14 protein-coding genes and 2 pseudogenes are annotated in these 25,835 nt (G+C 62.1%); 10 read left to right on the plus strand and 6 right to left on the minus strand.

What is annotated here, in order from left to right; all coding sequences use genetic code 11:
- Window positions 1–16: 16 nt before the first annotated feature.
- Window positions 17–1,327: an Nramp family divalent metal transporter gene (locus ACQ1RG_RS05545; RefSeq protein WP_430600639.1), complete on the plus strand. Its 1,311-nt coding sequence runs from the start codon at window positions 17–19 to the stop codon at window positions 1,325–1,327.
- Between the two features lie 81 nt (window positions 1,328–1,408).
- Here ACQ1RG_RS05545 and ACQ1RG_RS05550 read toward each other — a convergent pair whose 3' ends face one another.
- Both ACQ1RG_RS05550 and ACQ1RG_RS05555 read right to left on the minus strand, forming a co-directional pair.
- Window positions 1,409–2,518, minus strand: coding sequence for a hypothetical protein (locus ACQ1RG_RS05550; protein WP_430600640.1), 1,110 nt, complete (start codon window positions 2,516–2,518; stop codon window positions 1,409–1,411).
- Between the two features lie 203 nt (window positions 2,519–2,721).
- Entirely contained in the window at window positions 2,722–3,879 is a 1,158-nt protein-coding gene (locus ACQ1RG_RS05555) for a DNA cytosine methyltransferase (protein ID WP_430600641.1), read from the minus strand.
- 430 nt (window positions 3,880–4,309) lie between these two features.
- On the opposite strand from ACQ1RG_RS05555, the gene ACQ1RG_RS05560 reads away from it, so the two are divergent.
- The gene (locus ACQ1RG_RS05560) at window positions 4,310–8,944 is read left to right on the plus strand and encodes a sacsin N-terminal ATP-binding-like domain-containing protein (RefSeq protein WP_430600642.1); all 4,635 of its coding nucleotides are present in this window, start codon (window positions 4,310–4,312) and stop codon (window positions 8,942–8,944) included.
- 75 nt (window positions 8,945–9,019) lie between these two features.
- Window positions 9,020–9,669 (plus strand): annotated as a pseudogene (locus ACQ1RG_RS05565) (transposase); the annotation flags it as partial.
- A 16-nt stretch (window positions 9,670–9,685) separates the two neighbouring features.
- Here the strand turns inward: ACQ1RG_RS05565 and ACQ1RG_RS05570 are convergent.
- A protein-coding gene (locus tag ACQ1RG_RS05570) for an IS3 family transposase (protein WP_100227560.1) occupies window positions 9,686–10,833 on the minus strand; the annotation gives its coding sequence in 2 pieces (ribosomal slippage) (window positions 9,686–10,563 and window positions 10,563–10,833; 1,149 coding nt in all).
- Window positions 10,834–10,917: 84 nt separating this feature from the next.
- Between ACQ1RG_RS05570 and ACQ1RG_RS05575 the strand changes: the two are divergent.
- The 5 genes and pseudogenes from ACQ1RG_RS05575 to ACQ1RG_RS05595 form a co-directional block, all read left to right on the plus strand.
- Window positions 10,918–11,418: pseudogene (locus tag ACQ1RG_RS05575) on the plus strand (integrase core domain-containing protein); the annotation flags it as partial.
- A 111-nt stretch (window positions 11,419–11,529) separates the two neighbouring features.
- A complete protein-coding gene (locus tag ACQ1RG_RS05580) occupies window positions 11,530–13,047 on the plus strand; it encodes an NERD domain-containing protein (protein WP_430600644.1) in 1,518 nt (505 codons plus the stop codon).
- On the plus strand, window positions 13,044–16,238 hold the full coding sequence (locus tag ACQ1RG_RS05585) for a helicase-related protein (RefSeq protein ID WP_430600645.1): 3,195 nt from the start codon (window positions 13,044–13,046) through the stop codon (window positions 16,236–16,238). Before ACQ1RG_RS05580 ends, ACQ1RG_RS05585 begins: the two co-directional genes overlap by 4 nt.
- Window positions 16,239–16,257: 19 nt before the next feature.
- Window positions 16,258–18,036, plus strand: coding sequence for a DrmB family protein (drmB, locus tag ACQ1RG_RS05590; RefSeq protein WP_430600860.1), 1,779 nt, complete (start codon window positions 16,258–16,260; stop codon window positions 18,034–18,036).
- Between the two features lie 110 nt (window positions 18,037–18,146).
- Window positions 18,147–18,536: a very short patch repair endonuclease gene (locus ACQ1RG_RS05595; protein WP_430600861.1), complete on the plus strand. Its 390-nt coding sequence runs from the start codon at window positions 18,147–18,149 to the stop codon at window positions 18,534–18,536.
- Between the two features lie 767 nt (window positions 18,537–19,303).
- Here the strand turns inward: ACQ1RG_RS05595 and ACQ1RG_RS05600 are convergent.
- Window positions 19,304–20,451 (minus strand): IS3 family transposase gene (locus ACQ1RG_RS05600; protein WP_100227560.1). Its coding sequence is split into 2 segments (ribosomal slippage): window positions 19,304–20,181 and window positions 20,181–20,451, totalling 1,149 coding nucleotides; the frame shifts between segments, so codons are not numbered across the junction.
- Between the two features lie 129 nt (window positions 20,452–20,580).
- On the opposite strand from ACQ1RG_RS05600, the gene ACQ1RG_RS05605 reads away from it, so the two are divergent.
- Window positions 20,581–21,963 carry a peptide MFS transporter gene (locus ACQ1RG_RS05605; RefSeq protein WP_430600646.1) on the plus strand — a complete coding sequence of 461 codons (1,383 nt, stop codon included), beginning with the start codon at window positions 20,581–20,583 and terminating at the stop codon, window positions 21,961–21,963.
- 41 nt (window positions 21,964–22,004) lie between these two features.
- Window positions 22,005–23,678 carry an amidohydrolase gene (locus ACQ1RG_RS05610; protein ID WP_430600648.1) on the plus strand — a complete coding sequence of 558 codons (1,674 nt, stop codon included), beginning with the start codon at window positions 22,005–22,007 and terminating at the stop codon, window positions 23,676–23,678.
- Window positions 23,679–23,690: 12 nt separating this feature from the next.
- Here ACQ1RG_RS05610 and ACQ1RG_RS05615 read toward each other — a convergent pair whose 3' ends face one another.
- Window positions 23,691–24,731 carry a DUF2891 family protein gene (locus ACQ1RG_RS05615; RefSeq protein WP_430600649.1) on the minus strand — a complete coding sequence of 347 codons (1,041 nt, stop codon included), beginning with the start codon at window positions 24,729–24,731 and terminating at the stop codon, window positions 23,691–23,693.
- 249 nt (window positions 24,732–24,980) lie between these two features.
- Complete coding sequence (locus ACQ1RG_RS05620) at window positions 24,981–25,736, minus strand: HNH endonuclease (protein WP_430600650.1); 756 nt, start codon at window positions 25,734–25,736, stop codon at window positions 24,981–24,983.
- Window positions 25,737–25,835 lie beyond the last annotated feature (99 nt).

Here is a 25,835-nt window from a genome sequence, read left to right on the forward strand (position 1 = left end):
GAGCCTGGACCCCCTCATGACCTCGGAGACGACACACCAGCGGTCAGGACCACCCGCCTCGGCGCCGGGGACCTTCTCCGGACGGCTGCGGCTCATCGGTCCGGGCATCGTCCTCGCGCTCGCCAGCGTCGGGGCCTCGGACATGATCACGACGATGAACTCCGGGGCCGAGTACGGTCTCGCGCTCATCTGGGTGTTCACGGTCGGGATCCTGCTCAAGTTCGTCCTCTCCGATGCGGTCTCGCGGCTGCAGATGAGCGGGGACCGGTCACTGCTCTCCCACCTCACGCGGTTCGGAGGACGGCTGTTCCCGGCGCTCCTGCTCGTCGCCGAACTCCTCGTCGGGCTGTTCTTCGGGGCCGGGGTCGTCGCGGTGACGGCGAACATCCTCCAGGCGATCTTCCCCGTCCTCCCGTTCTGGCCGACGGCGGTCGTCGTGCTGCTCTCGGCGGCGATCCTCGTGGGGATCGGACGCTACGGGATCGTCGAGAAGGCGATGATGGGCTTCGGGATCATCATGTTCGTCGGGATCATCGCGCTCGCGATCTCCGTGTTCCAGGGGCAGGAGGCGCAGGACGTCGCCGCGGAGACGATCGTCCCGGTGTTCCCGCAGGGGTCGATGATCACGGTGATGTCGCTCATCGGCGGGGTCGGGGGAGCGACGGGGATCCTCGCGTACTCGTTCTGGATCCGGGAGAAGTCGTGGCGCAGTGCCGACTGGAAGCCCGTCGTTCGGCTCGATCTACTCATCAGCTACGGGCTCGTGTTCGTCTTCGCGGTGGCGATGAGCGCGGTGGGTGCGTTCATCCTCTACGGGCAGGGCTTCACGATCGCCGACAACGATGCGCTCTTCGCGATCGCCGACAGCCTCGTGGCCTCGATCGGTGAGGTCGGGCGTCTCATCTTCCTCCTGTCGTTCCTCGCCGTCGTCTACACGAGTGTGCTCGGCGGTTTCTCCGGCATCGCCTATGTCACCGCCGACGCGATCCGGGTGCTGCGCCGCTACCCGCATCAGGACGAGGCGCGGTTCGAGATGTCGGCGACCTCCGTCGATTTCCGCGTGGTCCTCGTCTACCTCAGCGTCGCGACCCTGGTGATCATGGGGTTGGGCAAGCCGGTCACCCTCGTCCTCGTCTACGCCGCGATCAGCGCGTTCATCCTCCCCGTGCTCGCGCTCGCCCTCCTCGTCATCCTCAACCGCTCATCGGTGCCCGAGTCGCTGCGCAACTCCTGGTGGTCGAATGTGCTCCTGGCCGTGTGCCTGGGTCTCTTCGGGTTCCTGGCGGTGCTCCAGGTCATCGAGTCCGTGTCGGGTCTCGTGGGGTAGGGGCCGGGCGGCTCGGGGGCCTCGGTGCCACGGTGCGTCGGTGCGTCGGTGCGTCGGTGCGTCGGGGCCACGGTGCCGTGGTCAGGCTTTGCGTCCGACGACGATGGTCTGCGGGGAGATGTCGTCCGCGTCCCAGTAGAAGAGCACGCGTTGGCGGCCGATCCGATAGGTGTCGAAGATCGTGTTCTGCCTGGTCGGCGTCGTTCCCTCGGGTTCGCCGAGGTGGTCGAGCACGGTTTCCCGGGTGAAGGGGTCGACGCCTGCGATGAGCTCCCCGATCCGCGGGTAGACAGCTGTGGCGTCGCCGGTGGGGTTGCGGAAGTTGAACTGGATGAACTTCACCTGGGCGTTGGGCGCGAGGACGACGTTGACGGCGCTCAGCTGTGAGCCGTCGATCCTGTTCCTGTCGTAGTCGCGCCAGCCGTCATCGCTCTCATGGACTGCGATCGGTCCGTCGACGAACCGGAGGACGGCGAGGACCTTCTCGTCGTTGATGGGCTTTCCCACTGCGGCCACAACACGCGTGAGGTCGCCGGAGATCTTGCGCTTGTTCTGGGTGTTCATCGTCGGCGGCGCCGAGGTGGGGGCGGGGGCGGACTCAAGCACGGCGGTAATGCGCGCCGCCTCTTTCGCACCTGACTCCTTGAGAGCGGAGAACTCCGCGACGGCCTCTGCTCGCGCAGCCTCGTCGGCGTGATCCTGGTTCCGGGTGAACCGGGTGGCCTCAGGGGAGTCGCCGGCCGGGGTGAGGCGTGCGTGGGTGATGCGATGGTCGTTGAGGAGGGCCAGTGCCCGTTCGCTGACGAAGAGGTCGGAACCCTGGCGGGCGAAGTCTGTCTCTTCGGTGGGCTCACGGTCGTCTGAGGCTGTGGTGGGTTCGGGGTTGGGGACGAGGCGTTCCCAGCGATCGGGGAAATCGGCGCTGCTCTCGGAGACGAACTCGGATGACTTCGTGATGACAGGGTCGGTGCGCAACTCGAACCCGGTGAGGTCGGAGGCGCGCAGAGCGTCAGCGAGCGTACCCGAGACGACGAAATCCGGATTGACGCTGACGAGGTCGTCGCCAAGCCAGCCGGCGAACTCGCACCGTAGAGCTTCGGCCTGGGTGTTCGCCCCGCTGGAGTCTTCAGTCCATTGGGCACCCGGGCCGACAGCGCCGGTGGCCTCAGGAGACAGAGTGTGGAGGGTCATCGGTGGCTCCTCGGGTTGTCACGGGCGATGACCCAAGTATGGCGTGGATTCGTCAGGACGCCGCGCGGGCACCAGTCCCCGATGATCAGACGGGAGGGTTCGATGTTCTCGCGCTCCGGATGCCGGCAATGAGTAGCTTCGGTAAGAGCGCTGGCGGAACGCGAGTAGATCAGAATGCTCGAGTGCCGACTGAGGGCGCAGTCCTACCCAGCGATTTCTTTGTCGAACTCTTCGAACGGCAGGTCTGCACTATCTGTACTATCTGTGCCGACTCCGGAAACCAATTCACCTTTCGCGGCCTTGATGACCTGTGAGCAGACAGCTTGCGCCAGATGGATCGGGACTGCATTCCCAATCTGCCGGGCAATCTTCGGTTTGGAGCCCACCCACTTGAATTCATCGGGAAAGCCCTGGAGCCTGGCAGCCTCAAAGTGCGTGATCGCCCGGTTTGCGGTCGGATGAAGATAGCGGCCCTTTTCCGGCTTATCGAATTCTGTCCTGATCGTAACTGAAGGGCTGTCTTTGTCGAGGCGCCCCATGACATCTGAATAGCCCGTACGATTCCGCCTCCAGCAGGGGGAGAGTAGTTCTTCAGGGATATCGAAACGGTTCCCTTTAGGGGGAATACTTGCAAACCGCTTCAATGAGAGATCAGTATAGGTGCGTCCAAGGTGGAGTTCCTGCGACTCAAAGGGGCCGTCGAATCCGTCTGCGGTCTTACGTTGCGGAAGATGAATTCCGTCGACCAGGGTGGTGATGCCCTGGAAGGCCTGATCCACGCTTACCCAATCGCTGGTTCTGTCCGGATGAGTGACGGTCGGCGGGCCCACTTCGGGCAGATCCCTCAGGCGGCCGATCACCACAGCACGTTTGCGTTTCTGTGGTGCCCCGTAGTCGGTGGCGATCAACCTGTGTGGCTCGAGCACATAGTCCTCAAGCATTCCACCGATCCGCGTCGAATTCTCGAACGCCGCAAATTCACTAGATTTCAAGAATGGGATGACATTCTCGACGATGAAGTACATGGGCTGTGATCGGACGATCGTCTCTGCGTATTTCTTCCACAGAAGGTTGCGGATGTCGTTGATGTCCCGTTTCCCGAGACTTGAGAATCCCTGGCATGGTGGGCCGCCGAGTATGACATCTGTCGAAGGAGTATCAATTTCAGCGAGCCAATTCTCGATCGGTCCGACGAACTGCCCCGAGCCTCCGAAGTTCTCGCGATAGCTGGCGGCGGCAGTCGGGTCGATCTCGACTGAACCAACGATCGTCGATTCGATCTCGAGCGCGGCAGCAGCGTTATGCCACCCCTGAGTCAGACCACCCGCGCCAGTGAACAAGTCGAGGACGTCGAGCTTCAAAACTGGTTCCTTCCGTTCGCATTCCGCGTGTACAGCTCCAGTACTCTTCGTGGATCACTCTGGGGCAGGTCCTCATCCTAGCCTGTGGCCCTGACTCGGCGGGGCCGACCCGCCGCAAAGGAGGAGCGACCGAGACATTAGGGCTAAATGACGTAGTCGAATGGGAGAACTCTGTGCGGTGTTCTAAGGAAGAAGCAGATTTGAGGCGAAGAAAATCTGGAGAAACGGCACAGGTGTCGACCGTCCTCGCATTTCCAGAAACTGTGATGACAGGTTTCCTCGACGGGCCGTACTTGGCGGGTAGTATGCAATCGTCGAGAAAGTACAGAGCTAGTCATGTCAGCGACCTGCGGTGTGTGAACGTCAGATGACTCGGGCACCGAATCGACTGACGTGGCGAGTCGGACCAGAGAAGAAGAGGTAGTCGCTCGTGGCATTCGACCGTGGAACTTGGGAACCGGACCCGATGCTGGTCGACGAGCTGAACGTCCAGTTTGATCGAACCATAGATTCCTACCGGATTCATCCAGACCTGGTCTCTGAGCACAGGAACCACGAAGAATCGATCAGGACCGGCGGCTACGCGAACCGGACACTGCTAGAGCTCGTCCAGAATGCGGCCGATGCGCTGGCTGGTGTTGATGAGACCAGCATGGACGGCGCTGGTCGTGTTGAGATTGTTCTCGATACGTCGAATCGAGTCCTCTACTGTGCCAACTCCGGCAGGCCGTTCTCGAAGGCTGGTCTGACCGCAATGACGATGGCTCACCTGAGTGGGAAGCGAGGCGACGAGATCGGTCGATTCGGCCTCGGGTTCAAGTCAGTGCTCGCTGTCTCCGAGTTCCCGCAGGTCCTCAGCAGGTCCGTCTCGTTCGAGTTCAATTCTCCGACTGCGCGGAGCGAGCTGTCCAAGGTCTCGAAGACCGGACGATATCCGGTTCTGAGAACAGCGACACTGTTGGACCCGAGCACTGAGATCTCCTCAGATCCGGTGCTCGAAGAACTCGCGAGCTGGGCAACGACGATTGTCAAGCTGCCAGACGCCTCCAATATCGAGCGACTCCTGCTTGAGATTCGGGACTTCTCGTCCGAGTTCCTACTCTTCGTGGGGGCGGTACGTGAAATCCGACTACGCGTGCTCGGCGACGAACCATTCGAGACCCGACACGTGTCGCGCGATCTCGGCGAGGGCCGGTTCCGGATCGAGCGGCCGGACGGACACGACGACGAGTGGATAGTCGCCAGTGCTATGCATGCGCCATCCCTTGGGGCGAGACAGGAGGTCGGAGAAGCGATCTCGCGAGAGAGGGTCAAGGTGACGGTCGCCGTACCCGCGCGGCAGTCCAGGCTCCGGATCGGGCAGTTCTGGTCATACTTCCGGCTGCAGGATCGCACCTCAAGTTCGGCGCTCTTCAACGCGCCATGGAGCGTCAATGACGATCGCACGAATCTGCTCGACAACAGGTACAACCGGGAGATTCTGAAGACTCTGTCCGATCTCTTCGTACCACTGCTCACGTCCGTGCGAGGAGATGACCCTGCGAGTCATCTGGATTATCTGCCGGCACGAGGGCGCGCCCAGGAGAGCCACGGATTCGCCGACGACTTCCTCGGTGCTCACATACTCGCGTTGACGGGGAAGGGGGCATTCATACCTGACTCCAGGGGTGTCCTGCGCAATGGTCAGGAATTGAGGCCTTTGGACCTGGGAATTCGCTTCAGTGATCGTGACCATGCGGAGTGGTCGTCGTCACCCAATACCGGCGACGACGTGCCGCATTCGAGTTGTTACAAGAGCAATGTGAGGATCTCAAGACTCAGGGACCTGTTGGTCACTGCGGAGCAGCCGGATTTGGATCCGAGCTCTCGTGATGTCAGAACCGCCTTGGAGCGTATGCCGAAGCGTGGCCTTTTGTCCTGGCTCCGCGAATGGGCAGACGGAGATGACTACGTATCCGCGGCCAATGCGTTCCGAACAGTTCTGAAATATCCGACGCTTGAAGGTATCGCTGGCGCAAAAGTCATTCCTACTACAGATGGACTCAAATCACTCAATGAGCGGAGCACTGTTTTCCTGCATGACAGAGGACTGCAGGACATTCAAGGTGCCGTCTTCATCGACAAGGATTTTCTGGCCGGGGCTGGAATCGAGAAACTCCTGCGAAACAATGGTTTCCGTGATCTGGATCCCGAGGCGGTGCTGAACGCGCGGTTGTCGATGCTCTCCAGTGAACCGAGCGACGAAGAGATGGAGAACCTCTGGGACGCGGCTCTGTCGGTCAACATGTTGGCAGCGTCGAACATGATGTCAGAATCATCGGCTTTCATCAAAGTACCAACGCGCGACGGCGGTTGGGCATGGCCCCGTCAGGTACTCGATCTGGAAGCAGAGCTTCCAGACCGAGTCGCTGATCTGCTTCTGGACCGGACTCGATGCCTGCCTGCCGTCGCACATAGATTGGGAGTCGTCCAACGACCAGTCAAGGACTATTCACTCGAAGACGAGTTCATGTTCGACTCCTATATGGACTCGATACTGTCTGACCTGAATTCCAGTCTCGGGCCAGGGGAACGGCGGGTGGAAGACGTGGAGTTCACTCCGGGTGAGGGTCCGGGTCCGTTCTCAGTGTTATCGATGTTGCGTGATGCCGAGGCACCCGAGTCTCAGCGATCACAATGGACGGTCGGCCTGTTGGCCCTCCCCGATCGGGATTGGATCGCCGAGGATTCCGCTTCTGGTCGCACATACCGAGTTGAGTCTCCCGCGAAATGGGCGATCAGAGAATCGGGGCTTCTGCCCACTTCACGGGGTTACCGTCGACCGGGCGACGTCGTCGCACCCTCGCTGGTAAGGTTCGGTGCTCTGCTGCCGCTTCTGAAAGCGACGAGCAGTGCAGCGTCCCTTCTGGAGCTCCCAGATGAGCTCGACGATGTGCCGCCGCACGTGTTTCGCGAGATGTTGGGTGCAGACTACTTTCCCACTGTCACGGACGATGCTGTACTTGCGGAGTTCGTCCTTGCGGCGACGCGGTTCGGATTCGACGCCGAGAAGCCGAGCACCATTCCCGCCAGAGTCAGGCGCTCCGTCGAGCCCTTCTCGCCTTCGGCCGTGTACCTGGCGAGCAGCGAGGAAGAGGCGGAGATCCTGAGTAGTCGTCAGCGCCCGTTTCTGAGGGTGGAACCCGAACAGGTCGAGGAATTCGTCAGCATCGTGGGCTGCCGTCGCTTCGCCGACAGCTTCTCCTTCTCGATGGTCGTAGAGGGTCAGCAGGATTTCCAAAGGGTGCTCGACGTCTACACGGGACTCCGCGCCCCCTACGGGGATCGGTTGGGATCGGCAAAAGTCGCTAGGGCGCTCCTCATCGCCAAGCGAGTCTCCACTGACGAGGGGATGGAGGACCAACCGCGGGATTGGCACCTGGACGGTCAGGATCTCATCGTGCAGAGCGATGCAGACGACAGGCGGACCCTTGAGTTCGTGAACGAAGCATTCGGCCTCGGTCTGAACAATGCGCGAATCTCAGAGATCCTTGAGGTCGGCCTCGCCCATCAACTTGAGCTGCAACGACAAGAAGCTCATGCAATTGAGAACGACGCCGACCGGTTGGAACTCTACATCGGTCCTGATGACCTCAAAGAGGCGTTGCCCACCGGACTTTGGAGTGCGCTGAAAGCTCAAGGTCTGGTCGATTCTCGTACGTCAGTTGCGGAACTCTTTCTCACTGTCTACGGGGCGGACTCTCTTCGGATGCTGGAGAGCCTGTTTCGAGAGGCGGGTTTCACAGACGTTCCGGAGGCGTGGGCCGGCCTCCCAGCGGCCGTCACTTGGGTACGGAAGATGGGGTTCGGTGCCGAATACGCTGGCCAGCGAAACCATTCGCGTCCGGAGGAGTTCGTTGTCCCAGGCGCGGTGAGGCTGAACAGACTTCACAGCTATCAGAAGAAGATCAGTGAAGATCTCCGAACAGTTCTGACTCAGCCTTCCCACGAGGGCCCGGCGCAGAAGGGGATGGTGGAGCTGCCGACAGGCGCCGGCAAGACCCGAGTTGCGACTGAGACAGTTCTGCGCCTGTTCGTCGATGAGGTGTTCACAGGAACGATTCTCTGGATAGCCCAGTCGGCTGAGCTCTGCGAGCAGGCAGTGCAGACCTTCCAGTCCGTTTGGCGGTATCTCGGCGATGAGCGTCCACTCACCATCGGGCGGCTATGGGACACCAATACCGTCCATGAGCCTGACACCGAGGCCAGCATCGTCGTTGCTACCGATGCGAAGATTCTTGCCGTTATGGATCGCCCAGATTATGAATGGTTGCGGACTCCGCGTGCTGTGTTCATCGATGAGGCGCATCGGGCGGGCGGATCCAAGGCATACACCTCGATTCTGAAATGGCTGGGCGTCGACGGCCGAAGCTGGGAGAGGCCGTTGGTCGGCCTTTCGGCGACTCCATTCAAGGGGCGCGCCGGCGACCACAGTGGGACCAAGGAGCTGGCCGCAAGGTTCGGTTCCAATCGACTGTCCCTGCCAGGAGATGACCCATACCAGCAGCTCGTCCGACTCGGTGTGCTTGCCAGGGTCAGGCACGAAGTACTTCCGTCCGGCGTTGAGATCGAACTGAACAGCTCTGAACACAATGCGCTCAGGACGAGTAGGCTCATCGATCGTAACGTGTACGAGCGAATCGGTCGCAATGAGAAGCGTATGCGTGTTCTGGTCGACCACATCCTGAAGACCATCGACGCCCATCCGGAATGGCCCATTCTGGTGTTCACGCCAAGCGTGCTCTCTGCACAGGTCTTGGCTGCTTCCCTTCGATATCGGAAGATCGCTGCCGAATCAGTGAGCGGACAGACCGGCCGACAGCAACGGCGTAAGGTCATCAGACAGTTCCAGGAAGGCGAGGTACAGGTCCTCGCGAACTGCGATCTCCTGGTGCAGGGATTCGACGCTCCCGGCGTAAGGGCACTTTACATCGCCCGACCGACGTTCAGCCCAAGCGCTTACATCCAGATGGCGGGGCGAGGGCTCAGGGGCAAAGAGAACGGTGGCAAAGAGGAGTTGGGCTGACCCCGGGATGTAGGTCCAGTCGTTGTGTGAGTCGTCTTGATGCTCGCTGCTGCGGGCAGGAAGACTGGTCTCATCATGACGAACACGAGGAAGCGGCACACGCCTGAGCAGGTCGTGCGCAAGCTCGGACAGGCCGACCGGATGCTGGCCGATGGCGCGGACGTCGCGGCGGTGTGCCGCGAGCTGGGCGTGTCGGAACAGACGTACTACCGGTGGCGCAACCAGTACGGCGGGCTCAAGGCCGACGACGCCAAGCGCCTCAAGGAGCTCGAGAAGCAGAACGCCACCCTCAAGCGTCTGCTCGCTGAAGCAGAGCTGGAGAAGGCGGCGCTGAAGGAGCTGGCAGAGGGAAACTTCTAGGCCCGGGCAGGAGGCGCGCCGCTGTCGCTCACCTCATCGCGAAGATGCGGGTGAGCGAGCGGATGGCGTGCCGGCTGACCGGGCTATCCAGGTCCGCCTACCGGCGCACCCTCAAGGCCGATACCGTCGCCGACCCCGACGCCGCCTTGCGTGAATGGCTGCGCGGTTACGCGAAGAAGCACCCCCGCTGGGGCTACCGGCGCGCGTGCCACGACGCCCGCGGCGAGGGCTGGCAGGTCAACCACAAGAAGATCCAGCGGCTATGGCGCGAGGAAGGCCTACGCGTGCCCCAGCGACGTCGCCGTAAGCGCATCGGCTCCTCGACCACGGACGCCCCCAAGGCGTGCGCCCCGAACGTGGTGTGGTGGGCCGCCCCCGTTGTTAGGTCCGGTCTCTGTGTGAGTCGTCGGGTTCCATTTCGTGGGTGCAGTGGCGAGCATAGTCGGCCGGGGTGAGGTAGCCCAGCGCCGAGTGGCGTCGCACGGTGTTGTACTCGACCTTCCAGTCGCCGATGACGACCTGGGCGTGCAGCAGTGAGTAGAAGCTGTTGATGTTCAAGCACTCGTCGCGCAGGCGGGAGTTGAACGACTCGACGTAGCCGTTGAGCCACGGCGAGCCGGGCGGGATGTACGACAGGCCGGTGCGGGTGCCGGCCCAGTCGGCGATCGCCTGGCTGATGAACTCGGGCCCGTTGTCGCTTCTGAGGACCGCGGGCGGTCCGTGCAGCTTAACGAGGTCGTCGAGATGGTCGGTGAGACGGTCGGCGGTGATGGAGCGTTCCACGAGGCCGCCGAGGCAGACCCGGGTGTGCTCGTCCACGATCGACGCGATTTTGATCGGACGCCCGGCCTCGTCGACGTCGAACTGGAAGTCGATGGCCCACACCACGTTCGGGGCGCACGCCTTGGGGGCGTCCGTGGTCGAGGAGCCGATGCGCTTACGGCGACGTCGCTGGGGCACGCGTAGGCCTTCCTCGCGCCATAGCCGCTGGATCTTCTTGTGGTTGACCTGCCAGCCCTCGCCGCGGGCGTCGTGGCACGCGCGCCGGTAGCCCCAGCGGGGGTGCTTCTTCGCGTAACCGCGCAGCCATTCACGCAAGGCGGCGTCGGGGTCGGCGACGGTATCGGCCTTGAGGGTGCGCCGGTAGGCGGACCTGGATAGCCCGGTCAGCCGGCACGCCATCCGCTCGCTCACCCGCATCTTCGCGATGAGGTGAGCGACAGCGGCGCGCCTCCTGCCCGGGCCTAGAAGTTTCCCTCTGCCAGCTCCTTCAGCGCCGCCTTCTCCAGCTCTGCTTCAGCGAGCAGACGCTTGAGGGTGGCGTTCTGCTTCTCGAGCTCCTTGAGGCGCTTGGCGTCGTCGGCCTTGAGCCCGCCGTACTGGTTGCGCCACCGGTAGTACGTCTGTTCCGACACGCCCAGCTCGCGGCACACCGCCGCGACGTCCGCGCCATCGGCCAGCATCCGGTCGGCCTGTCCGAGCTTGCGCACGACCTGCTCAGGCGTGTGCCGCTTCCTCGTGTTCGTCATGATGAGACCAGTCTTCCTGCCCGCAGCAGCGAGCATCAAGACGACTCACACAACGACTGGACCTACATCCCGGGGTCAGCCCAGTGGGCCATCGACTTCCAGTTCGACGTCGACGAGGCCGGGCGTCCGATCAAAATCGCGTCGATCGTGGACGAGCACACCCGGGTCTGCCTCGGCGGCCTCGTGGAACGCTCCATCACCGCCGACCGTCTCACCGACCATCTCGACGACCTCGTTAAGCTGCACGGACCGCCCGCGGTCCTCAGAAGCGACAACGGGCCCGAGTTCATCAGCCAGGCGATCGCCGACTGGGCCGGCACCCGCACCGGCCTGTCGTACATCCCGCCCGGCTCGCCGTGGCTCAACGGCTACGTCGAGTCGTTCAACTCCCGCCTGCGCGACGAGTGCTTGAACATCAACAGCTTCTACTCACTGCTGCACGCCCAGGTCGTCATCGGCGACTGGAAGGTCGAGTACAACACCGTGCGACGCCACTCGGCGCTGGGCTACCTCACCCCGGCCGACTATGCTCGCCACTGCACCCACGAAATGGAACCCGACGACTCACACAGAGACCGGACCTAACAACGGGGGCGGCCCAGAGTGTCTCATCGTCGATGTCGAAGACAACTGGGGGGCGCTGAATGACTTCCTTGGATACCAAGAATACGAAGAGCTGTGGAAGGAGCAGTACTGATGATGCTTGTGCCCTCGTTGGCCGATATCGAGAAGACATCACGCAGTGAAGCTGAGCGTAGGTTTGCTCGACTGCTGCGAGACGTCGATGCGGATGACGATGCAGTCGCCTTCTATTCAGTCGGCCTGCGCTCCCACGCGTATAAGCAGCAGGCCGAAGCTGACTTCGTCATTCTCTGGCGCGGGATCGTCATCGTCGTCGAAGTCAAGGGTGGAGGAGTACGCAGGCACGACGGCATCTGGTACAGCATCGATCGCCGTGGAGACTGGCACAAACTGCGCACCTCGCCGATGGAACAGGCGAGGTCAGCAGCGTATGCGCTTGCGGACATACTCAGAGAACAGAGGGTCGGCTGGTATGCCCACGAAGCTCTTGTCGTGACTCCGGACATCGATGCACCCCCGGACTCGGTCGATTGGCAGCCTCTCAACTGGGTCGCGCGTGATTCAATGACGGCTCAACGCCTCACAGAGACCCTTGATGCTCTGGTTTCAGAATCCAGGACTGCGCCACATGGTGTCAAAGTAGCGCGGTCGTCCGACCTGCGTGCGCGACTGTTCGGCGAGTTCACGCGAATGCCGGTCGTCGACGCCCAACGTGGCGCGGTGATCGAAGAACAGAACCGCGCCACCACCGGTCAGTCTCGTGTGCTCGCGGGACTTGCGCGGAACGAACGCATGTTGGTGTCGGGTGGAGCAGGAACAGGAAAGTCCCTTGTACTGGTCGAAGCCGCGAAGCAGGAGGCGGACCAGGGCCGTTCGGTGCTCGTCACTTTCATATCTCCGTCGCTTGCCGGGTACTTCGCACCGCACCTCGGTGAGTCCGCGATCGACGTGATCCCTTTCGACCAGCTTGAGGCTGCGGGACGGTACGACGTTGTGTTCGTCGACGAAGCTCAGGACATGATGACAGCGGAAGCGATGGACCGACTTGACTCAGTCATCGCTGGCGGGCGTTCCGGTGGACGGTGGAGGATGTTCCTCGATCCGAACAATCAGGCACGAGTCGACGGCGGTTTCGACGCTGACATAGCAGAGCTGATCGCCTTGGAGGCAGCGACAGTAGATCTGTCTCTGAACGTACGGAACACCCGTGCGATAGTCCACGTCGTCCAGGAGTACCTCGGCGCGGACGTCGGAGATCCCGGCATCGTCCAAGGCGAACGTGTGAAATGGCACTCGACCGATGGTCCCGCCAGCGTCGAGGTAGGCACACAGATCGCTGCCGACCTCGTTTCGCAGGGGGCGCGCAAAAGCGAGATCTGGATAATCGATCCGCGATCGGTCGAACCTCCGACGTCCGTCAACGGATTCGTGGTCACCAGTCCCCGGTTCTCCAAGGGGTTGGAAGCGGAGCATGTCATTGTCTGCGGGCTGCCTCAATCTCTTGACGAGGCAGGCACAGCGGCCTTCTATGTTTCCGTGACTCGCGCGAGAGTGTCCCTGCACGTCGCACTCTCGACAAGTGACAGAAGGATGCTCCAGCTACTCATACAGCAGGGAAAAGATAACGGATGACTCTCACTCGAGCACAAGAGCTTATTCTGAAACACCTGAAGTCTGCCTACGTCGGACCGGAGCTCGGAGAAGAAGAGGTCGTTCTCAACCCTCCGAACAGACAGTACGCAGTGGGAATGCTGTTCCCCAGAGAGGTCGCGCATGCTGCGGACGACGGCTCGAGCGGACTCGAACACAATGAGGCCGACGTCGACGGCGCAACAGCGTTCGATGGGGATGTCGAGGAGAACGGTGCCGCGGTCCCTATCGCTGAGGACTGGCGACCCTCCTCGGCAGCAATCTCATTCATCACAGACAGCGGGGTCGTGATAAGTGAGATTCGGGGTGCGACATACTCTGAACTTGAGGAAGACGGGCCACCGCGATGGCGGCGGGAGCCGTTTGCTGTCACCGATCTTGAGCTCGGACCAGGGCATCGGGTCTATGAGATGAGTGTCGGACAGGTCCCGATTGAGATCGGATCTCGCTGGCGACCTTTCGGAGAGGCGTACCTCGTCACCGTTCACGTGAGGGTTCTGGCTCAAGCCACCGGGGACAGGCGCCGTGATGCCGCCAGGATGTTGTATCAGGTCGCCCTGGACGTGACTCCGGGCGGTAACGGGACGATTCACGAGTATGACACGCGTGGAGGGTTCGACGTCGATAAGGAATCCGCAGAACTGCGGCTACGGTTCCGAAACAGGAAGGTCTATGCAGTCGGACACGGCATGGCCGCCGACTGGACCATGTCGGATGGTCTGTGCAGGCACGTCCGATTGGAACCAGTCCCACATTTCGTGGTCCCTGATGTCGAGACCACAGCGTTCGAGAAGGGGAGCCCTGAGGCCGATGCGCTCACACTCAGCCGGCTTGCAGAGCTGGACAGCGCGCCGGAGGAGGTGCTTGCGTCATTAGACGCGTTCGTGAGGGCGTTCGGCGACTGGGTCGAAGAACAACAGGACCGAGTCCCAGAATTCGGATCAGACCGTGAAGTGGCCGAGCGTATTGTGGGACGTTCGGTCCAGGCGACAAGTCGGATGCGGAAGTCGTTGGACCTGCTGCGAGCACCCGAGAACGAGGCGCTCAGGACTGCTTTCTCACTGGCGATGAATGCCATGCGTCTGCAGATGCGCCAGGCCTCGCTGAACCGGGGAGGTGACCAGGTCGAGCCGGCATGGCGTCCATTCCAGTTGGGCTTTCTGCTTGTCGCCCTGGCATCGACTGTGGACGATCGACACGAAGATCGAGAGCTGGTCGACTTGATCTGGTTTCCGACCGGCGGTGGGAAGACCGAAGCATATCTCGGCCTCGCAGCAATCGAGATCTTTCGGCGACGATTGGTTGATGGGACGGCCGGAGCCGGCACCGCAGTGCTCACTCGGTATACGCTTCGTCTTCTCACCTCCCAACAGTTCCAACGTGCAGCTTCGTTGATTTGTGCGATGGAGTTACTCCGTCGCTCGAAGCGGTTCGGGGACCCACGGGCTATGGAGATGAGCCCGTTCTCGATCGGGCTCTGGGTCGGAAACGAGGTGACTCCCGCTACCCATCATGATGCCAAGGCGGCATTGGAGCGTTTGCACAAGGCTGCTCGGCCCGAGGAGGCAAACCAGTTCCAGATGGAGAGCTGCCCGTGGTGCGCTACAGCGCTGATCCCAAAGAATCGCTCCTCTCGCAAGAGCGAGTACGGCATAAGGATCGAGGGGCGAGACCTGATCATCCACTGTGTCAATCCGTCGTGTGAGTTCAAAGATGAGATTCCGGTTCGCGTGGTCGATGAGATGCTCTACTCTGACCCGCCTACGATCCTGCTGGCGACGGTCGACAAGTTTGCGCGCCTCCAGTTCAAACCGGAGGCCGGCAGACTGCTCGGTCTCGGCACCCCGTACCGGCAGCCGTCGATAGTGATCCAAGACGAGCTTCACCTTCTGTCCGGCCCATTGGGCACGACCGTAGCCGTCTTCGACGCAATGATCCAGATACTGCTGTCTGCCGCTGGCCCCAAACCTAAGATAGTCGCGTCGACAGCGACGATTCGGGCCTCGGACGAGCAGGTCAAGGGACTCTATGGGCGATCCGTCGCGCTCTACCCACCTTCAGGGCTGGACGATGACAATAACTTCTTCTCGCGACCGGTGGCGAGCCGCGAAGGTCGGCTGTACCTTGGTCTGATGCCTCAGGCGCTGTCGCAGATGTCCGCCACAGTTTCGGCTTCTGCGCCGTTGATCGAGATTCCAGAAGTCCTTCGGAAGCATCCTGATGCCGGCACCAATATCGACGGATATTGGACTTCGGTGATGTACCACAACAGCCTCAGAGAGCTCGGCCGGACCAGTACGCTTGTAGTGGACGACGTCAACGCTCGGCTCGAACCCCGAGCCGAACGACTCGAGTTGGGCGTTCGCAAAGTCCGGGCCGGACGGGTTCTGGAGCTGACGAGTCGTCGGGGACCTGAGGAACTGCCGAACGATCTGCGGGAACTGCTTCGCAGCATCGATGGCGATGAAGAAGCAGTCGACGTGGTACTCTCCTCCAACATGCTTTCAGTCGGTATCGACATACCTCGACTCGCATTGATGCTCATGGTCGGGCAACCGAAGACGACCTCAGAGTATATTCAGGCGACCAGCCGCGTCGGACGTGGGCGCTACCGGGGGGTTGTGGCGACACTGTTCCGCTCGAACCGCGCTAGAGACCGATCGCACTTCGAGACCTTTCGCGGATATCACGAAGCACTGTATCGCAGTGTCGAGCCGACCAGCGTCACGCCGTGGTCGCTGGCTTCCCGGGACAGATCACTTGCGGGAGCAATCGTCGCCCTTCTTCGACATTGCGTGTCCGGTCTGGGGTCGAATCATTCCGCGAAGCTGTTCGACCTGGACGATGTGGGCCAGCGATCCTCTGTCGAAAAGCTGGTGGGAGCATTCATTGAACTGGTCGAACGTTCGGACCGTATCGAAGCCGAGGACACCCGTGATCGGATATGGTATCTGCTCAGGCAATGGGACCAGCGGGCGCGCGACGCTCGTGAGATGAACGAGGATCTGCTCTATGACCGGGTGAAGAACGACGATAAGGCGCTATTCAAGCGCTTCGGTCAAGACGGAGTCGGGTGGATCGTCGCCGACTCCATGAGATCCGTGGAACCGAATGTCGCAGTTGAGGTAAACGAACCGTTTGAAGGTGGCTCCGGTGCAGCGAATAAAGCATGATCTGAGATTGTCCGAAACGGTGACACCGTTCGGGGTCGGCGCAGTCGTCGATATCCGGGGCGAATCCCTGATAGCCCCGGACACATCATGGTGGAATGAGCGCAGCTCGTCCGAGATCCACTGCGACAGACTGGTGGAGCGGCTTGGGCCCACTGTCCTCCGAGAAGCTCCTGTCCATTCTGGACGTGCTGGGCGGGAAACCCCATCACTGTTGTACTGGCGGTTTCCTGCATGGAGATTCTGTGAGCGCTGCGCAAGGCTGTCCCAACTGACAGGGAGGAATCGAGGGAAATGGGTCAACAGATGTGATTGCGGTGGACTGCTGGTTCCGATGCGATATGTCGCGGTGTGTACGAAAGGCAGCCACATTCAGGACATACCCTGGTTCATGTGGGCTCATCGCGGTAATGACGCAGGGGTCACGGAAGCGGTTCGCTTCTGCCGCGCGTATAAGGAGATCCGTTTCGTCCGCTCGGCGAAGAGCGGCGAGGGGCTGAAGTCTCTGCGAATTGTGTGTGACGCTTGCAAGCGGTCGAGACCTTTGTCCGACCTGGTGACAAAGGACGCGCTGACCCGCGACGGCATTCGCTGCAGAGGGGTGCAGCCATGGCAGGATGACCACGATGTTCCAGTGTGCGATCATCCCCTTGTCGCAGTCCAGCGTGGTGCAACAGGGAACTACATCGCCGAGAAGGTCTCTGCTCTCGATATCCCGGAACACAAACCTCAGTCGGTAGCCCTAGTCGATTCGATTCGTACCCACGTCGATTTCCAACGAGTTGTCGCTGACAATGCCGGGCCGAAAGCCGAGATGATCGGTGGGTGGATTGCGGACGAAGTCGGAGCCGACGTCGAGGATGTCCTTAGGTTGGCAGCTGCTGGGAACAGTCAGCAGGAGGATGCTATTGCAACCCTCAAAGACGGCGAATGGGCCGCGTTCCAGAAGAAGCTTGCTACGACAGGGCGCGATCACTCCGAAGACAACTTTGTGGTGGATGCCTGGCGGACTGCCGAACGATCAGGAGTGACGGCTGCTTTGTCGTCAAAATTGGAGGCCGTGGGAGAGGTGCGGCGGGTGCGGGAGGTACGGGCGCTCAAAGGCTTCCGTCGTCACGACGCAGATGCCGAGTTGATCTCTGCTGATCTGTCGCTCAGAGATAGGCGACGACGAACTCTTCCTGCTATCGAACTGTTCGGTGAGGGGATCTTCCTCCAGTTCAGCGAAAAGCGTCTTTCAGAATGGGAGCAACGACCGGAGGTTCTGGCGAGGGCCAGGATCCTCTTGGAACGACGATCCAAACTGCAGTGGGCGCAGCGACTTAATATTCCTGAGGCGCGTTTCATAGCGCTTCACACAGTCGCGCATCTCCTGATTCGCAGGCTGGCACATGAATCGGGTTACTCGTCCGCGTCGTTGCAGGAAAGAATATACGCGGATTCCAGTGGGCCAGACCATACCGCGGGTATCCTGATATACACGGCCTCCGGCGACGCACAGGGGACCATGGGAGGGCTGGTCCGTCTCGGGGATCCAACGAAGCTCGTTCCGCTGATCCTTGCGACCCTGGATGATGCGGATGTGTGCTCGAACGATCCGGTTTGTATCGCAAGTGACAGGCAGGGCTCGTCAAGCCTCAATCTGTCTGCCTGCCATGGGTGCTCACTCATCAGTGAGACTTCCTGCGAGACTTCGAACAGATTGCTCGATCGTCAGCTTGTCCTAGGTGGACGGGATGTTCCGGGCTTCCTGGAGGACGTTCTCGCGGAAGTCCGGGAGATCGGCGCGAGAAGGGACTGAGGGTTGTGTCGCCGTCTGCGATTGTCTGGTCCCGTCTGAGATCCTGGCCTCGGTCCCGGTGAAGGATCATGATTGACTCTTGGGCATCCTCAGAACATGCTCGCCGCACGATGGCAGCAAACAGAGGACGCGACACAAAGCCTGAGTTGCGCATTCGGTCGGCCCTCCACCGGCGTGGAATGCGCTTTCGAGTCGATGTCGCACCTCTGAATCAGTTGCGTCGGCGCGCAGACATAGTTATGACGAAGGCTCGGATCGCGGTATTCGTCGACGGGTGCTTCTGGCATGGCTGTCCTGACCATTTCGTCCAGCCCAGAACAAACGCAGAGTTCTGGCGCGAAAAGATCCAACGAAACAGGACCCGTGACTGGGACACGGATCAACGACTTGAACAGGCCGGCTGGAAGGTCCTTCGGTTCTGGGAGCATGAAGACCCGGACGTGGCGGTGTCGATCATCATCGCCAGTTGGCGGCTTCGCGTGAACGGGTTATCGGCGTGAGAGCGCGGAATCACACCCGACGCCGCCCAGCGAGCACTTTTCCCCGGATCCGAACCATCCGGGTGTGTTTGAGACTGTGTGCCCCAGAATCAGAGAGTCGCGCGATTGATGCTGGTCGGTCATGACAGGTCATCGGTTTTACCCGGACCCGACTCAGTGAATTAGTCCCGTTGCCATAAGGGCATCGACCCGCGTGAGCACGGCCCTCGACAGGAAGCTGAGATCCTCGGAACCGGTCTTCTCAGAGTTCTCCTCGAACTGCGAAGCGAAGCGTATGACCAGTGCCACGACACAATGCCCATCACGAACCAGTGGCGTGCCCGACGGTCGGAGCGAGCGCGACGGCAAAGGCCATTGGACGACCAAAGGGTGCTCCTGATTCGACAGTCTGATCGCTTCGCCCCTTGGTCCTGTTTCCGGCACCCTGAAACGTTCATCCAGCAGGCGCACCGCCACTCAAGCGCGGAATGCCGAGCTCGATCGAGTCTCCATATCTGTGTGCCCGCGAGTCATCTGAATATCAGACCGAGAGCATCGGGAACGGCTATTGGAACCCGAGATTCGGCGTCACTAGGCTCGACCCAAGGCCGTGAGATGGTCGGCAGAGACGCTGCCAGCTCGAGACACGGTTTAAGTCTCAGGGATGCCCAAGCCCTGCCAGCATGCCGAGGAAGCCATGACCCAGTCTCAGATGAACGACGCCACAGGAGCGCCCGCAGACGACGGCGCTCGTCGGGCGCGCAAGTCCGACTGGGCCGCCCCCGTTGTTAGGTCCGGTCTCTGTGTGAGTCGTCGGGTTCCATTTCGTGGGTGCAGTGGCGAGCATAGTCGGCCGGGGTGAGGTAGCCCAGCGCCGAGTGGCGTCGCACGGTGTTGTACTCGACCTTCCAGTCGCCGATGACGACCTGGGCGTGCAGCAGTGAGTAGAAGCTGTTGATGTTCAAGCACTCGTCGCGCAGGCGGGAGTTGAACGACTCGACGTAGCCGTTGAGCCACGGCGAGCCGGGCGGGATGTACGACAGGCCGGTGCGGGTGCCGGCCCAGTCGGCGATCGCCTGGCTGATGAACTCGGGCCCGTTGTCGCTTCTGAGGACCGCGGGCGGTCCGTGCAGCTTAACGAGGTCGTCGAGATGGTCGGTGAGACGGTCGGCGGTGATGGAGCGTTCCACGAGGCCGCCGAGGCAGACCCGGGTGTGCTCGTCCACGATCGACGCGATTTTGATCGGACGCCCGGCCTCGTCGACGTCGAACTGGAAGTCGATGGCCCACACCACGTTCGGGGCGCACGCCTTGGGGGCGTCCGTGGTCGAGGAGCCGATGCGCTTACGGCGACGTCGCTGGGGCACGCGTAGGCCTTCCTCGCGCCATAGCCGCTGGATCTTCTTGTGGTTGACCTGCCAGCCCTCGCCGCGGGCGTCGTGGCACGCGCGCCGGTAGCCCCAGCGGGGGTGCTTCTTCGCGTAACCGCGCAGCCATTCACGCAAGGCGGCGTCGGGGTCGGCGACGGTATCGGCCTTGAGGGTGCGCCGGTAGGCGGACCTGGATAGCCCGGTCAGCCGGCACGCCATCCGCTCGCTCACCCGCATCTTCGCGATGAGGTGAGCGACAGCGGCGCGCCTCCTGCCCGGGCCTAGAAGTTTCCCTCTGCCAGCTCCTTCAGCGCCGCCTTCTCCAGCTCTGCTTCAGCGAGCAGACGCTTGAGGGTGGCGTTCTGCTTCTCGAGCTCCTTGAGGCGCTTGGCGTCGTCGGCCTTGAGCCCGCCGTACTGGTTGCGCCACCGGTAGTACGTCTGTTCCGACACGCCCAGCTCGCGGCACACCGCCGCGACGTCCGCGCCATCGGCCAGCATCCGGTCGGCCTGTCCGAGCTTGCGCACGACCTGCTCAGGCGTGTGCCGCTTCCTCGTGTTCGTCATGATGAGACCAGTCTTCCTGCCCGCAGCAGCGAGCATCAAGACGACTCACACAACGACTGGACCTACATCCCGGGGTCAGCCCACGACCTCAAACAGCCGTTGGGCCTCTTCACTCTCTCGTCGGTCGAGTTGTGGGAGCGATTCAGCTTCTACGGCCTCCAGGTCATCCTCGCCTACTACATCTACTACTCGGCGGCTGATGGCGGACTCGGGCTCTCTGAAGGCGAAGCTCTGGCCATCGCCGGCGCCTACGGCGGAGCCGTCTACCTCGGACAGCCCGTCGGCGCGTGGTTCGCCGACCGTCTGGTGCCTGCCCGCACCATGGTCATGGCAGGCGGGATCATCATCATGTCCGGCCACATCAGCCTCGCCGTCATCCCCGATCTCCCCGGCCTCGTCATCGGCCTCGCCCTCATCGCCGTCGGCACCGGGGCGCTCGCGCCCAACACTCATGCCATGGTCGGTCGCCTGTACAGCGAACACTCGCCGCGACGCGACTCGGGCTATGCCTTCTTCTATACGGGGATCCTCGTCGGCGCACTCGTCGGCCCTCTCGTCACCGGATTCCTGCAGACCGACTTCGGCTTCCACATCGGCTTCGGAGCCGCCGCCGTCGGTATGCTCTTCGGCCTCATCAGTTACTTCCTCGGGCGCAACACCGTGCCGGCCGAAGCGAGAATCGTCCCCAATCCCATCGGATCAGCTGGCCGAATCAAGGCCATCGGCTTTGCCGTCCTCGTCATCGCCGTCATCGCAGTCCTCGTCAGCCTCGGCCTGATGACGACCGCGAACCTCAACTCCTACGTCCTCGGCTCGATCATCGTCATTAGTGTCGCCTACTTCGTCATCATGCTGCGCTCGAAGTCCGTGACCCCTGACGAACGCCGCAAGGTCAAGGCCTTCGTTCCGCTCTTCATCACGGGCACGATCTTCTGGACCATGATCCTCCAGCTGTTCACCACCTTCGCCGTCTACGCGGACACCCGCGTCGATCTCGACATCGGCGGCTACACGATGCCCGCCGCCTACATCAGCACATTCGAAGTCATCGCCGGCATCATCGCTGGGCCGGTGATCGCCGTGCTCGGGCAGAAGCTCGCAACTCGACCCGGCCGACGCACAACGAGCACTGTGACCAAGCTCGGCCTAGGATTCGTGCTCATGACCGCGACCTTCGGGCTCTTCGCCGTCTTCTCGATGATCTTCACCGGTCAGATTCCCCTCATCCCCGTCATCGTCGGCATGATCGCCATGGGCGTGACTGAGGTGATGTACGCGCCGATCGGCATGTCAGTGGCCTCGCAGCTCTCTCCGCAGGCATTCACAGCGCAGATGATGGCACTCTGGGGCCTGACCACGGCAGCAGGCGCCAGCCTCTCTGGATTCATGGGCCAGCTCTACACCGTCAGCGACGAGGTCAGCTTCTTCTTCCTCCTCACCCTCATCAGTCTGCTCACCGCCGTACTCCTCTTCGCGCACCGGGCACCCCTGAGCCGCCTCGGCGCCGCATGATGAAGAACGACAACTCAGACCACTCGACCAAGGAGCCGACCTTGCCCACCGCTGACCGCGTATACCGAGGCGGACCCATCATCACGATGGACCCGGAGGTGCCGCGCACCACCGCCGTCGCCGTTGCCAACGGACGGATCATCGCAGTCGGCGCCGCTGACTGCGACGATGTCACGACCCCGGCCACCGAGGTGGTCGACCTCGACGGGCGAACGCTCATCCCCGGGTTCCACGATGCCCATGCGCACCCGGTCCTCGGCGGAATGGGACTCATGGGCTGCAACCTCGACGACATCCACGGATTCGACGCATACCTGGAGAGAATCCGCACCTATGCTGAGTCGAGACCGCAGGCGGACTGGATCATCGGCTCCGGCTGGTACGGCCACGTCTTCGAGGGCGGGTTCCCTCACCGGCGCGATCTCGACACGGTTGTCGGCGACCGGCCGGCCGTGTTCACCAGCCATGACGCTCACGGAGTCTGGGCAGATACGGCCGCACTCGAACTGGCGGGAATCACGCGCGACACTCCTGACCCCGATGGCGGCCGAATCGTCAGAGACGCCGACGGCGAACCGACCGGGATGCTGGTCGAAAGCGCAGCCGAGCTCGTCACAGCCCTGGTTCCACCGACGACGGCCGACGACGTCGAGCACGCGCTGCTCGACGCACAGCGATACTTCCACTCTCTGGGGATCGTCGGCTGGCAGGACGCCGGAGTCGGCGTCCTCACCGGCTCACCCCACGACACCTTCCCTCCGTACGTCTCACTTGCCCGACGAGGCGAGTTCTCGAGCAAAGTCACCGGTGCCCTCTGGTGGGATCGAACCGTTCCCTTCGCCGATCAGATCGCGACCATCAGCGACCGGCGCGACCAAGTCGAGGCGATCGACAGCGACAGGGCCGTCGGCGGACTGCAGGTGACCACCGTGAAGATCATGCTCGACGGCGTCTGCGAGAACCTCACCGGTGCGCTCAAACGTGCCTATCGCGGGCACGACCACGACCACGGGCTTCTCATGTTCGAAGCCGAGGAACTCAACGAGATCGTCGGCGGTCTCGAAGAGCGCGGCTTCAGCATCCACATCCATGCCGTCGGGGACCGCGCGCTCGAACTCGCCGTCGACGCGCTCACTCAGAATGGTGCACCCGCGCCCGGTCGGCGGCATCAGATCGCCCACCTCGACATCGTCGATCGGACTGATCTCACCCGGATGGCGGACAACGGTCTCATCGCCAATGTCCAACCCCTCTGGGCGCGCAACGACTCGGTGCTCGTCGACACCAAACTTCCGCTCCTCCACGACGATCAGCAGGCGAACCACTTCGTGTTCGGGTCCATGCGGAACTCCGGAGTGAAGCTCTCCTTCGGCAGCGACTGGCCCGTTTCGAGCCCCGACCCCATCTGGGGCCTCCACGTCGCCGTCAACCGCACCGCCCCTCACCACGATCCGCACGGCCAAGACGATGTCGCACAGAACGACCCCCTCCTCAAGGAGGAGGCGCTCACCGTCGCTGAGGCACTGCGGGCCTACACGTTCGATGCGGCCTATGCAAACGGGTACGACGATGTGTCCGGGAGCATCGCAGTGGGCAAGTCAGCGGACTTCGTCGTCCTGGACCGTGATCCCTTCGCTGTCGTTGCGGCCGACCTCGGCGATCTCACCGTGCAGATGACGGTCTCCGCCGGCGATGTGGTCTATCAGCGCAGCTGAACCGAGCGCCGATCACCTCTCCTGCAGCTGCAGTGCCTCCCACGCAAAGGTCGCGACCCAATGCGAAGACATGTACTCATCGGACACCGCTGCCTCGAGGCCCGGTGCCATGAGGGCGTCGACACGCGTGAGCATGCCCTTCGCGAGGAATCCGAGGTCCTCGTTGCCGGTCTTCTCCGCAATCGCCTCGAGGTCCGGGGCCAGCCGCATGATCGAGGTCGCGACCGACAGCCCGAGCCCGTAGAGGTGGCTCTGATGCCCGTCGGTGGGATCGAGCACTTCGACCGGCGTGAGAGCAGGCGACTCGGGTGAGAGCTCCGAGAGGAAGCCGGGCAGCCAGACGGCGAGCTCGTCCTCGGTGAGCAGCTCCGTCATGAGGTCGGCCTCGCACAGACCCGGAGAGAGGAAGTCGTGGCCGCTGCGCTCCTGCGTGAAGTTCCACGCTCGGTCTTCGGCGTAGTACCTCCTCGCCGCACCCGCGATGACGTCGACGACGTCCCGCCGCCCCTGCGCTCGGGCACCGAGGAGGATCTTCCGCAGACCGAAGGCCGTGTTCGTGTGGATCCCGTGCCGCACCGGCTCGGGCAGCTTCGGCAACCACTCCGCAGTGAGGTCGAAGACCGTGTCCGCGAGGATCTGCGCATTCGCCGCGAGATCGCGCAGCTGCGGATCACGGCTGTTCCGCACCGCCTCGGCGAGTTCGACCGCCCACGCCCACCCGTACGGACGCTCCCAGCTGCGGTTGTCGCGGAGGAACCATGCCTCGGCGGTGAGCTTCGCCTCACTGAGATGCGACTGGAGCAGCTCGATCGCCTCATCGCGCCACGGCGCGTCCTGCGCCGCCTCGGTGTCGAGCAGCGAGACGAGCAGGTAGTGCATGTGCACGCTCGAGTGCCAGTCGAAGGAATTCGCGAACGCCGGGTTCTTCTCACTCGCCGGCACGATGTCGGCGAGGCTGTTCGCGACATGATGCGAGGCGTACGGGTAGTCCTGCGTGATGTTCGTCAGCGCGACCTGCGCGAAGGGGTGGACGTAGTCAGAGGAGGGTGACATGAAGTAATCCTAAGGTCTTGCGGGCGGCGGTCTTGGTTGGGAACTGCGAGTTGATCACCCGAAGTTTGAAAGTCATTGACGTCGCTGCTGGATACAGGCGCACGAGCGCGAGCACGCCCATGGAATAGGAGCTGGCGGACGCGGACGAGGCGACTTCGGGGTGTTAGGGCACAGAGGGGGTGCGAAAGGTAGGGCTAAGGTCACGGCCACACTGGGACGCTTGTCAGCCTGGTCGTCGCACCCATCGCGCTACCCAGGTGATGAGCCGGCGACACGTTTGAGCCGTGCCTTCAGTTCTCCGACTTCGATCCAGCCGGAACGGTGGATCATCCGGTGACAGTTCGCGCATAGGAGCACGAGATCCTGGAGTTTCGTCGCGGTCATGCCGGACTCCTGCCGTGGCGTGGAGTGATGCACTTCGATGTAGTCTTCGCCCAGTTCACCATAGAAACTCCCGAAGTTGAACGTGCAGACTTCGCATTCGACCAGCAGTCCCTGGGAGGCGATGAGATCGAGCTTGGCGGCACGGAGTTCCGGGTCTCTCTCGCGGTGGTAGGAGACCACTGCGCGGAGACCACCTTCCTGTGCGGCAAGCGCTGCGCCAGGATCGGTCCGCTCAAGCGTCTCCGGCGTTACCTCCGCATGATCACCGGAGCGCGACATTCCCCGGTTGATTCTTCTCCGGATCTCGGCCGCGACGGTCTTCATAGCGGCTCTATCGACCAGAAAGCTCTCGACAACCGGCCATTCGGACGGTGACTTCCGGAGGCCGGCCTGGTCGACTTTCGGGATCCAAGCACGAAGGTTGTTGACCTTCATCCCGACGCTCCCTGTCGATCTGAAGTCGGCGTCCCTCAAACGGACAGGATGATAGTCGGCTCTCCGTAGCAGATCCGACAGCTCTGCGACCCCCGGAGTCGTCATGTTGACCGAACGCCAATCGAGATCATCCGCGAAGTCAGCAGCGAGAATCATCTCCTCTTGTGTCCAGTTGAGGCGTACCATCACCATCTCCCATCAGGCTCGTTTCGATGATCCTACGCTCATTGCTAATGGTGGACACGTCAGCAGAAATCACCGTTCGGCCTGTATGGGCAGCAGGTC

Origin of the sequence: Brevibacterium sp. K72 (assembly GCF_050562175.1) — a bacterium.
Taxonomy (GTDB): Bacteria; Actinomycetota; Actinomycetes; order Actinomycetales; family Brevibacteriaceae; genus Brevibacterium; species Brevibacterium casei.

Coding starts and splice junctions, on each gene's coding strand:
- ACQ1RG_RS05585 (WP_430600645.1), top strand. CDS start 13,044: ATGACTCTCACTCGAGCACAAGAGCTTATTCTGAAACACCTGAAGTCT.
- ACQ1RG_RS05620 (WP_430600650.1), bottom strand. CDS start 25,736: ATGGTACGCCTCAACTGGACACAAGAGGAGATGATTCTCGCTGCTGAC.
- ACQ1RG_RS05580 (WP_430600644.1), top strand. CDS start 11,530: ATGATGCTTGTGCCCTCGTTGGCCGATATCGAGAAGACATCACGCAGT.
- ACQ1RG_RS05615 (WP_430600649.1), bottom strand. CDS start 24,731: ATGTCACCCTCCTCTGACTACGTCCACCCCTTCGCGCAGGTCGCGCTG.
- ACQ1RG_RS05545 (WP_430600639.1), top strand. CDS start 17: ATGACCTCGGAGACGACACACCAGCGGTCAGGACCACCCGCCTCGGCG.
- ACQ1RG_RS05595 (WP_430600861.1), top strand. CDS start 18,147: ATGGCAGCAAACAGAGGACGCGACACAAAGCCTGAGTTGCGCATTCGG.
- ACQ1RG_RS05550 (WP_430600640.1), bottom strand. CDS start 2,518: ATGACCCTCCACACTCTGTCTCCTGAGGCCACCGGCGCTGTCGGCCCG.